Source organism: Pirellulimonas nuda, from assembly GCF_007750855.1.
Lineage (GTDB): Bacteria > Planctomycetota > Planctomycetia > Pirellulales > Lacipirellulaceae > Pirellulimonas > Pirellulimonas nuda.
This window is the reverse complement of sequence record NZ_CP036291.1, coordinates 3,259,037-3,273,860: the sequence shown is the minus strand read 5'-3', so window position 1 is coordinate 3,273,860 and position 14,824 is coordinate 3,259,037. Positions and strand designations below refer to the sequence as shown.

8 protein-coding genes are annotated in these 14,824 nt (G+C 65.1%); 5 read left to right on the top strand and 3 right to left on the bottom strand.

Translation table 11 applies throughout. The annotated features are described in order from the left end of the window. Nucleotides 1–265: 265 nt before the first annotated feature. From Pla175_RS12915 to Pla175_RS12900, 4 genes are all read left to right on the top strand, one after another. On the top strand, nt 266–3,778 hold the full coding sequence (locus tag Pla175_RS12915; protein WP_197527486.1) for a malectin domain-containing carbohydrate-binding protein: 3,513 nt from the start codon (nt 266–268) through the stop codon (nt 3,776–3,778). 457 nt (nt 3,779–4,235) lie between these two features. Then, the gene (locus Pla175_RS12910) at nt 4,236–5,306 is read left to right on the top strand and encodes a DUF1559 family PulG-like putative transporter (protein ID WP_197527485.1); all 1,071 of its coding nucleotides are present in this window, start codon (nt 4,236–4,238) and stop codon (nt 5,304–5,306) included. A 394-nt stretch (nt 5,307–5,700) separates the two neighbouring features. Continuing rightward, nucleotides 5,701–7,074 carry a PEP-CTERM sorting domain-containing protein gene (locus tag Pla175_RS12905; protein ID WP_145285332.1) on the top strand — a complete coding sequence of 458 codons (1,374 nt, stop codon included), beginning with the start codon at nt 5,701–5,703 and terminating at the stop codon, nt 7,072–7,074. Nucleotides 7,075–7,153: 79 nt separating this feature from the next. Continuing rightward, entirely contained in the window at nt 7,154–8,644 is a 1,491-nt protein-coding gene (locus Pla175_RS12900) for a LamG-like jellyroll fold domain-containing protein (RefSeq protein ID WP_145292086.1), read from the top strand. Nucleotides 8,645–8,811: 167 nt separating this feature from the next. On the opposite strand, the gene Pla175_RS12895 is transcribed toward Pla175_RS12900, so the two are convergent. The 3 genes from Pla175_RS12895 to Pla175_RS25985 form a co-directional block, all read right to left on the bottom strand. Next, nucleotides 8,812–9,174 carry a metal-sensitive transcriptional regulator gene (locus Pla175_RS12895; protein WP_315851516.1) on the bottom strand — a complete coding sequence of 121 codons (363 nt, stop codon included), beginning with the start codon at nt 9,172–9,174 and terminating at the stop codon, nt 8,812–8,814. A 47-nt stretch (nt 9,175–9,221) separates the two neighbouring features. Continuing rightward, nucleotides 9,222–11,567 carry a heavy metal translocating P-type ATPase gene (locus Pla175_RS12890; RefSeq protein ID WP_145285328.1) on the bottom strand — a complete coding sequence of 782 codons (2,346 nt, stop codon included), beginning with the start codon at nt 11,565–11,567 and terminating at the stop codon, nt 9,222–9,224. Between the two features lie 340 nt (nt 11,568–11,907). Then, complete coding sequence (locus Pla175_RS25985; RefSeq protein WP_231954394.1) at nt 11,908–12,540, bottom strand: MarC family protein; 633 nt, start codon at nt 12,538–12,540, stop codon at nt 11,908–11,910. Between the two features lie 1,090 nt (nt 12,541–13,630). On the opposite strand from Pla175_RS25985, the gene Pla175_RS12880 reads away from it, so the two are divergent. Continuing rightward, nucleotides 13,631–14,806: a hypothetical protein gene (locus Pla175_RS12880; RefSeq protein WP_145285321.1), complete on the top strand. Its 1,176-nt coding sequence runs from the start codon at nt 13,631–13,633 to the stop codon at nt 14,804–14,806. Nucleotides 14,807–14,824: the final 18 nt, after the last annotated feature.

Sequence of the window (14,824 nt, the reverse complement as noted above, 5' to 3'; positions counted from 1 at the left end):
CGCGTACCCACTAGCCTTTTCTCCCGGCATCAAAGTCGCGTGAGCGCGCCGCCCCTAGCGGGGTCAGCGCGGCTGCGTGACTCTGCCAGCCTCGCCGAGCCTGGCCAGCAGCCAATCGGGGTGTGGCGCCCGTCCGTCAAACGTAGCAAAGATGCGGGACGCCTGGTTTCAGCGGCTCATGCGTGGCGTTCTCGCAGCCGCCCCGCGTGACCAGAACCAAGCGTCCCTTTCGCCTGATTCACTATCTCCGGACACAACTTCTGCCATGCCACGACGCAAGCGGCCCCAAACCTCGCGCCCCTTCACTCTCTTCGATTGCGGCGCATCGCCGCGTCAGGCGGCCCGATCGCTGCGTTTCGAGTCGCTGGAGGGTCGGGAGCTGCTCACGACGTTGCTGGTCAACTTCAACCGTGACGTCGCCGGGCTCAATCCGGTGACCGCGGCGGATTTTGCCGTCGCCGATGCCGCGGTCGACCTCGCCGCTACCGTCAATTCCGTTCAGGCAGGGGGGGCCACGGGCCTGCTTGGCAGCGGCGGGGCGATCTTCGACATCGTCGACTCCGCGAACGGCAACGATTTTACGACGAACAAAGGAGTCTACGTCGACGAGCCCATCCTTGATAGCTACATCTACATCAACAACGTTTCGCGCACGATTACCGTCACCAGCCTCGAAGAGATCGCGGCGGGTCAGACGGTGACGGTCACGCTCTTCGGCGTCGGGGACGCTGCCAACCAAGAGTCGCTGTTTACGCTCAACTACAACGGCGCCACGGTCGGCACGGGGGAAACCGACTACGGGGCCAGTTTCTACGACGCGTTTGTAAGCCTGAGCTTCACCAAGGTCGTGGGCGTCGATGAGTTTTCGGTCGTGTTTCAGAACGCCGGCAACGGCAGCAGCTACGGCGCCTTCAACGGCTTCTCGGTGACGACCCCTTCGGCCGTACGCATCAACGCCGGGGGTAGCGCCCACGTCGACTCCGAGGGCCACTACTTCCAGGCCGACCAGTACTACAGCGCGAGCCAGACGTTCTCGGTCACCGACGACATCTTCATCCCGGGCACCGGGGGCACCACCGCCAACGACGAAGACGTCGACGACATCCTCTACCAAACCGAACGCAACGGCGCCGACCTGAACTACGAGATCCCGGTCGCCAACGGCTTCTACACGCTCCGGCTGCACTACGCAGAGATCTACCACGACGACATCGGCCAGCGCATCTTCGACGTGTCGGCCGAGGGCGACCTGATCTCGGACAACCTGGACATCTTCGAGGCCCGCCAGAACGCCTTCACCCCCGGCAACTTTGCGGCCTTGATCCAAGAGTTTCCCCTGATCGAAGTGACCGACGGGGCGATGTCCCTGCGGTTCGAGGCGCTCGCGCCGGACGGCGTCGACCGGGGAAAAATCTCCGCGATCGAGATCATCCCGGTCGAGTCCCCGCAGCTCGCCCTGCTCCCCACGGGCGGCAACACCACCGTGCTGGAAAACGGCTTCACCGACACCTACGGGCTGTCCCTTACGGTGGCCCCCACCGCTGACGTCACGGTCACCATCAGCACCGGCTCGCAGGTGACCGCGGACCTCACCCAGCTCGTGTTCACCCCCGAAAACTACGACCAGCCGCAGATCGTCACGCTCACCGCGGTCAACGACAGCGACCTGGACGGCACCCAAACGGTGCAGGTGACCCATGCCTTGACGAGCCTCGACCCACTTTACAACGGCATCCTCGCGCCGTCGCTGCCGGTGATCGTGCTGGACGACGACCTGGTAGAGGTCGACTTCAACATGCGGAACCTGACGACCGGGATCACCAACCCGACGACCGGGACGTTCGGCCCCGACGGCCGGCTTTACGTTGCGAACCAGAACGGGCAGATCCAGGCCTACACCCTCGACGGCGCCAACAACGTCACCGCCACGCAGACCATCAACACGGTCGCCAACCTCTCTGGGTTCAACACGATCCTCGGGATCGCGTTCAACCCCTTCGAGCTGGTCCCGCCCGGCGCGTCGCCGACGATCTACGTCACACGCAGCAGCCTCTACGACGGCACCGAGGAGTACGGCAGCCGCGTGTCGACCCTCACCGGCCCGAACTTCTCCACGGTCACCGACATCGTGACCGGCCTGCCGGTTTCTGGTTTCGACCACGGGGTGAACGGCATCCAGTTCGACAACAACGGCGACCTGCTGATCGCCGTGGGGGGCAACACCAACACGGGCGTGTTCGACGGGATTTACGGCTCCCAGGCGCCCGAATCGCCGCTCACTTCGGCCATCCTGCGTGCCCGCATCACCGACCCAGCGTTTAATGGCGCGATCCAGTACGAGTTCATCGACCCGAACGACCCAGAGCTGCTCGCTTTGGCCGCGTCGGAGAACGACCCCAACCCGGACCCGAACGACCAACGCTACGGCAACTTCGTCAAAGTGCTCGACGTGCCGGGCGAGACAGAGGTCGAGACCTTCGCCGTCGGGTTCCGCAACCCATTCGACCTAGTCTGGACCACCGAGGGGCGCATCTTCGCGACCGACAACGGCCCCAACGGCATCGCCAAGGACGAGCTGAACCTGATCGCCGAGGGGGGCTTCTACGGCCACCCAAGCATCCCCCGCGGCAAGCTCGACCCACGCCAGACACTCGAGAACGCCGAGTACGATGTCGACGTCCCAAGCAACGCGGACTACACCGCCCCCTTGGCGGAGTTGGCCTCGTCTACCGACGGCATCGACGAGTACCGCGCAGAGACCTTCGGCGGCCAGCTCCGGGGGCAGTTGTTCGCTCAGAAGTACAACGGCCTGGTCTACTTCTTTGAGTTGACGCCCGACGGCGCGGACCTCGCCAACGTGAACACCCGCACCGACGTGGGCGACGGCCTCGATATTATCGCGGGGCCCGGGGGCACGCTCATCAGCATGGACCGGAACCAGAGCCGGGTGACGATCGCCGAGCCGTACGACCCCACGGTAGTAACGCCCAAAGCCTACGACATGTTCCCGTTCCGCGCCCCGGCCGTGGGGGGCAATCAGTTTGTCATCGGCGGCGTCAACTTTGGCAGCCTCGCCAACACAACCGTGCTGATCGGCGGGCGTGAAGCGACGCTGACGTCCGTCGAGGGGGGCAAAATCTCCGGCATCTTGCCGGCCGTCCCGGGCGTCACGCTGCAAGACGTAGTCGTGATCAGCAACGGCACGGCCAGCTTCTTGAACGACGCCTTCCTGCCCCTGAACGGGGTCGCGCCGCTAGAGGGCGACTACGACTTCAACGGTACGGTCGAGCAGGCCGACTACCAGGTGTGGAAGGGGTCCTTCGGGTCGACGACCCACCTCGCCGCGGACGGCAACGGCGACGGCGTGGTCGACGCCGGCGACTACTCGGTCTGGCGCGACAACCTAGGCGCCATGCAGCCAGCGCCGGCCCTCGCGCCGGCGCCAGCCGCCGCCGCCGAGGCGGGGGTCGTTGAGAGCCTTGCGGCCGCGGCCGATGCGGGCCCGTCCGCTGCCGCGGCGTTCGCGTTTGCGATTGGCGGCGCTGACGAGGTATCAGAACGCGTCGCGGTTGGCAAAGCGGTCTTGGCCGAACCCGTGTTTGCTGCGACCAACGACGACCAGTTGCTGCTGCTGGCGACGATCCGGGCTGCTGTCACGCCAGCAGACTCCCCCGGCCAGGACGCTTCGCCGGGGGCCGAAGAGGCGTCATCCAAGGACGAGGTGTTCGCCAGCTACCTATTGGACGCGGGCCAGTCGTTCGGCCTGCGGGCTTCATGAGCGGCGTCGCGACGATGACCAATCTTACGAAACCGGTTTTTCTGTAGAACAGCCCGTATTTTCTTTCGTAATCCACCTACGCCCCGGCGGACAATAAACGAGAACCATTCTTTTCAGAACTAAACAGCTCCTTGGGATGGGCGTAGCGCAACGTCGTTGCATTCGCGTCGCTAGTAGATGAAATACTGTCCGGCTGGGCCCGCGTCAGGCCGCCCTTGCTGTCAACTGCCCGTGCTAATAGCAGATGTAGCGCACAATGCTCACGTTCGCGCAGCCGGCTGCTCAAAAAATCGCACGATCGGTCACGAAGTCAGTTGACATGGTCAATTTGGCATATTAAGAACAACCCCGGGGCCCGGCCAAGGTTCCGCCTCGTTTCCAGACTTTTCTCCCTTTTCCCGCCACCCACCGCGTGCCAATGGCGCCTGGGCTGGCAATCCCGAAGGATCGATGCAGCATGAACTATTGTAAGCCCGGCGTATCGAACCGCTCGAATGCTTTCACCCTGGTCGAGCTGTTGGTGGTAATCGCCATCATCGGCATCTTGGTGGCGTTGTTGTTGCCCGCGGTGCAGGCGGCCCGCGAGGCGGCCCGGCGCGCCCAGTGCAAGAACAACCTCAAGCAGCTCGGGCTGGCCGCGGCCAACCACGAGAGTACGCACAAGTTCATGCCCAACGGCGGCTGGGGGTGGCGTTGGGCGGGCGACCCGGACCGAGGCTACGGCCTCTCCCAGCCGGGGGGCTGGCTCTACAACATCTTGGACTTCATCGAGGAAGGCGCGACCCGCCAGATCGGCTCCGACGGCGACCCCGACACAATCAGCCGCAACCAGGCCGCGCTCGGGAAGACGCGTGCAGAAAACGCGATCCCCGCATTCATCTGCCCCAGCCGGCAAGGGAACTCGACCTTTGCCTACACCCACACGACAACGTTTCACAACGTCGTCGGGCTGACCCAGGCCGGGCGGTCGGACTACGCTGGCAACATGGGCTCGATCGCTGTTCCGACCTACATCGGCCCGGGGCCCGGCTCCATCGCCGCGGAGCGCCCGCTGACCTGGATCCGACCCTATACCTCACTGGCCAACAGGAAGCTTAACCAAGGGGAACCAAACGGAGTGGTGTTGGGCTATTCTGAACTCCGGCTAGCGAGGATCAGCGACGGCACGTCGAAGACGGTCTTTTGCGGAGAGAAGTTTATTCCCGTCGGCGACTACGACAACGCCCGCTGGAACTCGAACGACCAGACCTGGGAAACAGGGTACGACCTCGACGTCATCCGTTCCACCAGCCTGCCGCCGCTGGCCGACACCGGTACGCTCGTTCTGCCCACGGACCGCAACCTCTTGCCCAACCCGGCGATCACTGGAGGAGACCCAAACGAGCGCAGTTTCGGCAGCACGCACGCAAGCGGGTGCCAGTTCGCCATGTGCGACGGATCGGTGGACACCATCGGCTACGACGTCGATATCCTCGTGTTCCGCGCGATGGGCAGCCGGGACGGGGGAGAGGTGGTTACGGACTACTAGACGAGGGGCAGCGTTCACCGCAAGCCGGGCTGCTCCACACGCAGCACGGATCGCGGGGTGGGAGTCGGGCGTTGAGCATTGCGTTGGACCGTAGTCGCCGCTGTGCTTCGGGGGACAGAGTTGACGCGAGCATCGAGGGGCCAGACTGCAGCCGGCCGCTCGATCTCCGGCGTCTTGTTGTCGTGACCGCCTGGGGTCCAGGCGTCGGGGGCAAGCGGCAACAAACCTGAGAGTCGATTCCTTGACTCTTCGAAACGGCAGATCGGACGCGCCACGGTGTGGCCGGCCGATGAGGCTTGCGTAGGTCCGCCTTTAAGGCGCTGGCCACGCTTATCACACTCGCAATCACGTACTTATCTCATTCGCATTTCAATCGAGGAGAAGGACACTTTCCATGCTTAGACTAAAAAATCTCGCCGCAGTCGCGGCTATTTGTATCGGTGGGCTAGCCGACGCGCAGACGCTGGTGAGCATCGACTTTGATCCAAACGACGCCGCGCAAGCGAATGTCTTTACCGGCGAAGCGGCCGCAACCGGCTTCGGCGCCACGCAGACCTGGAACGGCGTCAGCCACAACCAGATGCAAGCAGGAACGGGCCTATTGGTCGATTCGACCAACACGCTAACCGGGGTCAGCTTTCAATCGGTCCTTGCCAATGAAACCGGCCGGGGCAGCGGCGCCTTTGTGAACGCCCAAGAGCTAGGGGGCGTCAGCCAGACCTACGCCGCTTTGATGGGCGACTACTCCTATATCCGCGGGACGAACGGCACCCGCACCGTCACGATCTCGGGGCTGATCCCCGCCTCGACCTACGACCTCTACCTCTACGGCCAAGGCGACCAGACCTCGCAGTTCTCTGGGTTCACGATCGGCGCCGAGCGCAAAGTCACCTCCTACGACCCCGGTGCGCCTGCCGGCAACGACGGGCTGCTCGCCGAAGGAATTGAGTACGTCAAGTTCACCGGTGTTCCCGCGACGGCCGCCGGGCAGCTCGTGATCGTGCAAGACAACGGCCAGCAAGCCGCATCTAACGACTTTGGCGGGTGGAACGGCTTCCAGATCCTCGGCGCCTTTGCGCCGCCCCCGGTTCCGCTGAACGTGCAGGTCAACACGCAGACGGGCGTCGTGACGCTGCAGAACAACAATTCGTCGAAGCCGATCACGATCGACGACTACATCATCCAGACCACGTCGGCGACCCTCAACGCTGCCGGCTGGAACAGCCTGTCGGACCAGGGCTTCGACGCGACCCCGGGCGCGGCCAACGGCGATTACAACGACGACGGATCGGTTAACGCCGCCGACTACACCGTGTGGCGCGACAACGTCGGCCAGTCCTCCGCCGGCAACCTCGAGAACGACCCGATCGGCGGCACGGTCGGCACTCCGCACTACGACCAGTGGAAGACCAACTACGGCAGCACCGGCGGCGCAGCCGCGGGCTGGAGCGAGTCGGGGGGCGCCTCGGCCAGCCTGCTCGAAGAATTCTTCCTCGGCAACAGCAGCAAGCTTGGCTCGACGCTGGCCCCGGGCCAGTCGGTCGCGCTGGGAGCCGCCTTCAATCCGGCGGTGCTCAGCGCCGGCGCCTCGGACGGGACGCTGACGTTTGAGTACTTCGACCGCGTCGACAACGCCAACGTGGTTGGCACGGTTTCATTCGTCAACGCCGCGGTGGGCGCTACCGGCAGCGCCGTGCCCGAGCCCTCGACCGCCGCGCTGGCCTGCCTGGCGATCGCCGCGTTGGCGTACCGTCGTCGTCGCTCGTAATGGCTGTGTCGGCCCGCGCGGCTGACCGAGGACGAACCTACTCCTATCCAATCCAAATCTCACGCATAGGCTCCTATCCATGTCTCGACTACTCTTTACTGCCGTCGTCACCGGGCTGCTGGCGGCCGTCGCCGCAGACTCTCAAGCCATCAAGGTGCATTCGTACACCTTTAATGGCGACACGCGTGCGGCCGGCGGCATCGTCGACAGCATCGGCGGCATGAACGGTACGCTCATCGACCCTGCCGGAACGTACGGGGTGCTCGCCGGCGGCGGGATCGACCTGACACGCAACAACGGCGCCAACTCCGACCAGCCCGGAGCCGTCGACCCCTCCGGGATCGACGTCGGCGCCTACATCGACCTTCCCAACGGCATCTCAAACTCGGTGTTCGCGACCAACAACGCCGCGACCTTCGAGACCTGGATCACGATCCAGCAGAACCGGACCTACGCCCGCCTCTGGGACTTTGGCTCGAGCGCCGGCGGCGAGAACGTCTCGGACGGCGCCGGCGAGTACCTCTCGCTCGCCGCGACGAGCAACGCCGCGGGCGCCGCGGGCGCCGTCCAGTTCGCCTCGCGCGAGAGCCTGTCGGGGGTCGCCGAGTACGCGAACGGCACGGCGGCTCTCCCCGTTGGTCAACTGTCGCACGTGCTGGTGACGATGGACGCCAACGACACCTCCGCCGGCCCATCGGGCACGGTCAAGATCTACGTCGACAACGTGATCGTCTCCACAGGCAAGGTCGCAGACAATTTGCCGTTGAAAGACGTCGCGAACTTCGGAGGCCTGCTGCCGGTGAATCAGTGGCTGGGTCGCTCGGCGTTCGACAACCCGCTCTTTGACGGGATCTTCCACGAGTTCAATATGTACAACACCGCCCTGACTGAGTCGGAGATCAACACCTCCTTCACCACCGGCCCCGCGGCGTTCAACGGGCCGCGGGTAGAAGTGAATCGTGACACCGGGGTCGTTACGCTGCTCAACGACACGGGCAACGCCCAAAGCTTGAGCTCCTACAGCATCACCTCGAACCTGATGGGGCTCGACCCCTCCGGATTGTCACCGATCGCGGGTTGGAGCACCACGTCGACTACCGACGGCCAGATCTCACAGAGCGGCGGCGCCCCCCAGACGCTTACTCCCGCTGGGATTAATCTCGGGGCGATCTGGACCCGGTCGCCGGTCGAAGACCTCGAACTGGCTTTCACGCTTCAGGGCGGGCTAGCGGCCAACGCCGCGGTGACCTACACCGGCGCCGCGCTCCAGCGGAGCGACCTGGACGTCGACGGCGACATCGACACGGCCGACTTCGACATCTTCTTGGCCAACAGCAACACCACCATCACGGCATCACAGTTTGACGCGTATTTCCTCGGCGACCTGAACGGCGACCTGAAGGTCGACCGTGCCGACTTCCGCCTCTTCAAGGCAGACTTCTTGGCCGCCGGCAACGCGGTCGGAGCGCTAGCCGCCTACAGCGGCGCCGCGGTCCCAGAGCCGTCGTCCATTGCGTTGGCGCTGTTGGGCATCGCCGCATTCACCGGGACCCGACGCCTACGCGGCTGAGGCGAGCGGTGCTAGAGGAAACCAAGCCGGCACGCGGAGCTTCGCTCTGCGTGCCGGCTCTTTTCATAGGCGCCGCTTGGTACGTTCGGCAGCGAGCGGCGACAGTGCGGCGGATTTTCGCCAATTGGTTTTTTCCCTTCCCGTGTCGACGACGGAGGATCCGCCGACTAGTCAACGATGCTTGCGTACTTGCGGAAGATCTCGATGAGCTCTGCGAGCTTCTCCTCTTGCCGCTGGGCGTCGCCGCTGCGGACCGCGTCTGCCACGCACGACTGGATGTGACTCTCCAGCAAGAGCTGGCCGACCTTGCCCAGGGCGCCGCTGGCCGCGGCGATCTGGGTGAGAATGTCGACGCAGTAAACGTCTTCATCCATCATGCGTTGCACGGCGGCGACCTGACCCGAGACCCGCCTAAGTCGATTGGCAAGCTTGCCCTTGTCCTCTTCCGAAAGCATCTGCGTCTCGCCGGCGTGGTCGTCGAAGTATTGTCCTGGGCACGCGAGCCCGTTCTGGTTGGATTGTACCGTCAATCGGGCCCCGGGGTTGCGGCAGCCGGCCCCTTCCCCAAAGCGCCCGGTCAAAGCCGCGTCGACCGCAGCCGCAGTGCGTTTGCGATCACCGAAACGCTGCTGAGGCTCATCGCGGCCGCGGCGATCATCGGGCTCAAAAGCCAGCCGAACACGGGATAAAGCGCGCCCGCCGCGACCGGTATCCCAAGGGCGTTGTACCCGAACGCAAAGAACAAGTTTTGGCGGATGTTCTGCATCGTGGCCCGGCTCAACGCTGCCGCCTTGATGACCCCGCGCAGGTCGCCCCCGATGAGCGTTACGCCGGCGGACTCGATGGCCACGTCGCTGCCCGTGCCCATCGCGATACCGACATCGGCGGCCGCCAGGGCAGGGGCGTCGTTAATGCCATCGCCGGCCATCGCCACGACCTTTCCTTGCTCGCGGAGCTTGCGGACGTAGTCGTGCTTGTCTTCGGGGGAGACCCCCGCGGAATACTCATCGATGCCCAGCTCTTGGGCCACGGCCTTGGCCGTCGCCTCGGCGTCTCCGGTGAGCATCACCAGCTTGAGGCCCATCGCGTGCAACTGGCGGATGGCGCCGCGAGTCAACTCCTTGATCGGGTCGGAGATCGCCAGCAGGCCGAGCGGCCGGTCGCCGGTGGCGACAAAAACTACCGTCCGCCCCTCGGACTGCAGCGACCCGCTCCGCTCCTTGAGTGCGGCAGAGAGTTCGACGTCGTGACTCGCCAGAAACTCGCGTTTCCCAACCAGCACCCGTTGCCCGCTTACCGTCGCCTCGACGCCTCCGCCTGTCGTGCTGATGAACTCGCTGGCGACGGCGACTTCCAGCTGGCGATCCTTTGCCCCTTCAACAATGGCCCGCGCCAAGGGATGCTCGCTCGGCTGCTCGGCGGCGGCCGCGAGCCTCAGCAACTGCGACTCCTCGACGCCCTCCGCGGCGACGACCTCGGTGACGCGCGGCCGGCCCTCGGTCAGCGTGCCCGTTTTATCGACGATGACCGTGTCCACCTTCTCCATCGTCTCGAGCGCCTGGGCGTCTTTGATCAGCACCCCCTCCCGGGCGCCCCGGCCCACTCCCACCATGATCGACATGGGCGTCGCCAGGCCCAGGGCGCAGGGGCAGGCGACGATCAGCACCGACACGGCCGCCAGCAGGGCGTGCGCCAAACGGGGCTGCGGGCCGACTGTGGCCCACACGCCAAACGCCACAAGTGCCGTGACGATGACGATCGGCACGAACCAGGCCGCTACGCTGTCGACGAGGCTCTGGATCGGCGCGCGGCTCCGCTGCGCGGCCGCCACCATCTCGACGATCCGGCTCAGCACGGTTTGGGCGCCGACCTGCTGGGCCTCCATGAGCAGGGCGCCGGTCTGGTTCAGCGTTCCGGCGGAGACCTTGTCTCCCTCTCCTTTCTCGACGGGGATCGGCTCACCGGTGAGCATGGATTCGTCAACCGAGCTCCGCCCTTGGCGCACCACGCCGTCGACCGGCGTCTTCTCGCCGGGCCGGACCCGCAGCCGGTCGCCCGCCTGCACGTCCGCAAGGGGCACGTCTTCCTCGCCACGGTCGGTGACGCGATGGGCCGTGTCTGGCGCAAGCTCCAAGAGCTCGCGTATCGCGCCGCTGGTCCGCTTCCGCGCCCGCAACTCCAAGACCTGGCCCAGCAGCACCAGCGTGATGATCACCGCCGCTGCCTCGAAGTAGAGCGGTGGGCGCTGCGCCTCGTAGAACGCTGCGGGGATTACGGCGGGGAAGACCACCGCCAGCAGGCTGAACCCGTACGCCGTCAGCGTTCCCAGCGCGACCAGTGTGAACATGTTGGGGCTGCGGTTGAGCACCGACTGCCACCCGCGCGCCAGCAGCGGCAAGCCGCTCCACAGCACCACGGGCGTCGCCAACAACAACTGAAGCCAACCCTCGGCCGTCGGGGACAGCCAGCCGCCCGTCGGCAAGCCGATCATCGGCCCCATGGTCAACGTCAGCAGGGGCAGGCTCAGGGCGGCCCCGATCCAGAACCGACGCGCCATGTCGGCCTCGGCCGCATCGGCGTGTTGGTCGACCTCCCGCGAGACCGACTTCGGCTCCAGGTCCATGCCGCACTTGGGGCAGCTCCCCGGGCCGATTTGCTCGACTTCGGGGTGCATCGGGCAGGTGTAGACGCGCCCGGGTCCGGGTCGGGGGGCGGAAGGCCTAGCCGGCGCCGCGTGCGGAGCGGGGGGATGGCAGCAACCGCCGGTCTCTTGCCCTGCTTTTTCTGGATCGCCGTGTCCCGCCACAAACTTGTCGCGGCAACCGGCGCTACAAAAGTAGTGCTCCTGCCCGTCGCGTGAAACCGAGAGCGCCACGTTGGGGTCTACCCGCATCCCACAGATCGGATCGGTTTGAGCGTTCATGCGTGGCGTCTCGTGTGCGGTAGAGATTGGTTCCCGGCAACACGCGAATCATACCCCCAGTGGGTATTCAAGGAAAGGACGACTGAAGAACTGGCGACGCGACCCCGGCACGTACGTCGAGACGGCGGTTGAGTGTTCGGGGGGGGGGCCAGCGCGGATGGAATTGCCGATGTCCGGGTTCGGCTCCTGCCGGCCTTACGGCTGTCGCCCGATCAGCAAAGAGTGCTGCCAACCAACCCGAAGGGCGCGCGGCGTCGCCTCATGCGGGCGGCCGACGCCGCGTTATCGCGGACCCAGATTGGGCACACAGCCGGCGGGCGGTAGCTCACCGAGAGGTGCGTTACATGGCCTTTTGCACGAACGCGTGGTAGCCGGTTAACGCGAACTGAACCCCCATCGCTAGCACGATGAGCCCCATGAAACGCGTGAGCGTGTCCCGCAGGAATCCTCCCCCGTGCCTCCTACCGGGCAGGCAGGCGACGATCACCATCACCAACCAGGTGCTCGCGACCGCTACAACGATGGCTGTCAGGGCCGTGACTGGAAGTTTCAGTTGCGAGTGGGCGGCCGAAAGGGTGATGACCCCGGTAATCGTGCCCGGGCTCGCGGCAAACATAATCAGGGGCGTCAGCGACTGGGCCGCGTCTGGTTCTGAATCTGCCGGCTGATGGCTGAGCATAGAGAACCCCATCCAGGCCAGCACGCCGCCCCCCGCCACCATGAACGCGTCCAGGGAGACGCCGAACAAGTGCAACAGCCGAGCACCGGCGAGGGCCGCGACCGTGAGGATGACAAGGATGGCCATCGCGGCCTTGGCGGCGTCGGTCAGCTTCGAACCACGCGAACGCCCCGCTTCCGCCTTGGCGAACATCGCCGCGCATATCCCGGGGTTCACCAACGAAAGCACCGTCACGATCGCTTGAATATGGTCGTTCATCCCTACCCACACCGTCGTCTTCTTGTGTCCACCCAAGTCCAAACCGCCTGATCGCAATCGGCGATCGTTCCCGCCACGCCGGACCACACCGGCCGCCAGCGAAACCATAGCCTTTCCGGCCCACATTGCTAGGTGAACCTGCTTCGCGGCGTACTCTCCGGCCTCGGCGCCTACGCGGGCCGGCACGATCCCCGCAGAGAGACACGACTCGCAGGCCGCCGCGGCATCGTTCCCCGTCGTGGGAGCGATTCCAACCGGTCGACCTGCGAATCGGGGAGCGACGCGTGCCGTTTGGACGAGAAGTTTCTTGAGCCCACCCAATAGCACTACGAAAGTCCTGTTCATGTCGTGGAGCGTGCCCCAGACCCATCGGCAGTCGCCCCTCAGCGCAACCTCCGGGCACTAAGCAATTCACCTCAGGACCACTTGAGAAACCCGTCGGATCCTAGCGCCGCCGGATTCAATCGCGACGCGATCCTTTTCTTGCCGCGATTTCACTTGACGCCGGGCATGAGCGGGGATAGCTTGACCGCGTTCATCAGGCGATGCACCCCCTTACGCCTGCCCGGCGCACGCGGCTCGGCAGTTACTTCAACGTTGCCCAAACGCGTTGCTCGGACCGAACCTTGGAGACTTCGGTCAGCCCTCCGCGGATCGACTCTTACCCGCTACCGAAGGCCTCAGATCCGGTTGGACGTGTTCTGAGAGTCCACGCGTTTCCGAGTCCGGTTCATTTCGAAAGGCCGCAGCCGGCAATCGCCTTTCGCGTCCCCCTCCCGCTGAAGAACTTGCTCGGCACCCGTGCGAGTTGCCGCCTTGAACAGGCCGGTGGTCCTCCCTGGACAACTTCAGGGGCCTCGGTTGAGCCGGCTTCCACTACTTGCTTACGGAGACGAACTCATGAGTTACGCCCATCGCTACGTGTGTGGCGCTGCTTGCGGATGCGTCTGCCGACCCGACGCCGACGGACCCGGCCTCTTTCTCCACCCGGTCGCCGGCGGCCAGGGTGAGAATGGCTGGCGCCGGTGTGGCCGATTGAGCGTTCCAGCCACGCCGCTGCGCGTCACAAGAGCGTCCTTGCCCAGTCCGCCTTTAACCTCCCGACCCTGCACCAGGAACTGACCCAATGAAGCCCCTTCACATCGTGCTCTGCGCCCTAGCGTTGTGCCTGCTGGTCGCGGCGCCGGGACGTGTCTCGGCCATCGATTTCTACTTTGTCGGCCCTTCGGGGGGCGACTTCTTTGACTCCGGCAACTGGAACGATCAGCCCACAGGGCTGGGCGCCTTCCTCGCGACTCCGGTGGTCGACGCCGGCACGTCACTCATTGAACACTCGCTGGTAATCGACGGCGACACAGTGGGCGCCGCCACGGAGGTGCGTTTCGGCATGGGGTCGCTGCTGATGGACGCCGGGGCGTTGCTGAACGTCACCGGAACCACGAGCGGCACGCTCGCGTTTACGTTCGGGCCGGGCGGGTCGTTCACCATGAACAATTCTGCGCTCAACGTGCAGAACGGCGCGTCGGGACAGATCTCCCTGGGAAGCGGCTCGACCTCGTCCTTTGTCGGCGCCACCGTCACCGCGTCCGATGACATCTTCTTTCGTGGCGCGACGAGCATCGTCGGTTCCGCGTTCGAGAGCACGGGCGACGACATCGAGCTGCAAGACTCGGCGACTTTCTCGGCCATCACCGGCAGCAGCTTCTTCGCCTCGAGCACCGGGCCAGGGGGCGACTTTGATCAGTTCATCATCTTCCAGGCCCCGACCATCGACATCACGGGCTCCTCGTTCCGCGGCGGGCTGCTCGGCATCGACGGAACGACGACAACCACCGTGGTCGCGACCGACTCCACCTTTGACTTCGCGGGAGACGTCGAGAACGCGTTCGCTTCGTCCAGCACCGGAACGCATCTGCTAACGCTCGCGGGGACGTCGACGCTGGTCGCGGACCAGATCGAAGAAGGGGTCGCCTTGTTCTTGAAAGACACGACGACGGCGACCTTCATCGACGACACCGTCGATTCGGACCTGGACGGCTGGATCACCTCTGGCGCTTTGGTTCGACTGGACTCGCCGCAGGCGCGTTTGGTCCTGCAAAGCGCGCAGAACGTGAGCAACGCCTCGCGGGTCTTCAATGGCGTAACTTCCACAACCTACGCAGCAACGCCGCAGTTTTTTGTTCCGAGCGGCTGGAACGGATCGGACGCGGTCACGCTGAGCATTGTGCCCGAACCCTCTTGCTTGCTGCTGGTGGTCGGATTCATCGGAGCAGTCGCGTGCTGCCGTAGGGTCGGCGGCTGACCCCCCCGGCAGCGTGTT